Source organism: Streptomyces sp. AC627_RSS907 (assembly GCF_019049165.1).
In genome coordinates, this window is record NZ_JAGMUE010000729.1 from 1 (window position 1) to 820 (window position 820).

1 protein-coding gene is annotated in these 820 nt (G+C 69.1%); it reads left to right on the forward strand.

Annotation, left to right across the window (positions count from 1 at the left end; genetic code table 11):
- Positions 1-95: 95 nt before the first annotated feature.
- Positions 96-593, forward strand: coding sequence for a transcription elongation factor GreA (gene greA / locus KUM32_RS38290; protein ID WP_187062953.1), 498 nt, complete (start codon positions 96-98; stop codon positions 591-593).
- The last annotated feature ends 227 nt before the right edge of the window (positions 594-820 follow it).

The window sequence follows — 820 nt, forward strand, 5'->3', positions numbered from 1 at the left end:
GAATTGTTAGGCTCGTGGTTTCGCCCACCTTTGAAGGCGCACCCTTTGAAGGAGGGCGTTCATTTGTATTCCCCCAGCACCGACGAGGAGCACCTGTGACCCAGACCAGCGACAACGTCACCTGGCTGACCCAGGAGGCGTACAACCAGCTCAAGGCCGAGCTGGAGTACCTGTCGGGTCCCGCACGTGTCGAGATCGCGAAGAAGATCGAGGCCGCCCGTGAAGAGGGTGACCTGCGGGAGAACGGTGGCTACCACGCCGCCAAGGAAGAGCAGGGCAAGCAGGAGCTCCGCGTACGCCAGCTCACGCAGCTCCTGCAGCACGCGAAGGTCGGAGAGGCCCCCGCGGACGACGGCGTGGTGGAGCCCGGCATGGTCGTCACCATCGCGTTCGACGGCGACCCCGACGACACGCTGACCTTCCTGATGGCCTCCCGCGAGTACGCGAGCGCGGACATCGAGACGTACTCCCCGCAGTCCCCCCTCGGCAAGGGCGTGACCGGCAAGAAGGTGGGCGACGAGGCGCAGTACGAGTTGCCCAACGGTCGCACCGCGTCCGTGAAGATCCTCGCGGCCAAGCCCTACCAGGGCTGAGCCACCGCGACGGGCCCGCGTGCCGGTAGTACCGGACCGGGCCCCGGGGACCACACGAGCGCCGCGGGCCCAACGTGTTCGAGCCGCCGCCCGCGGCAGCCCCGACGACGAAACCCCCGACGCACGGCGTCGGGGGTTCGGTCGTTCACGGCCCGGTCGCGACGCCCGGACACGGGCGGGGTCAGGTGGCGGCCGAGCGGTACTTGCGGACCGCCAGGGTGCGGAAG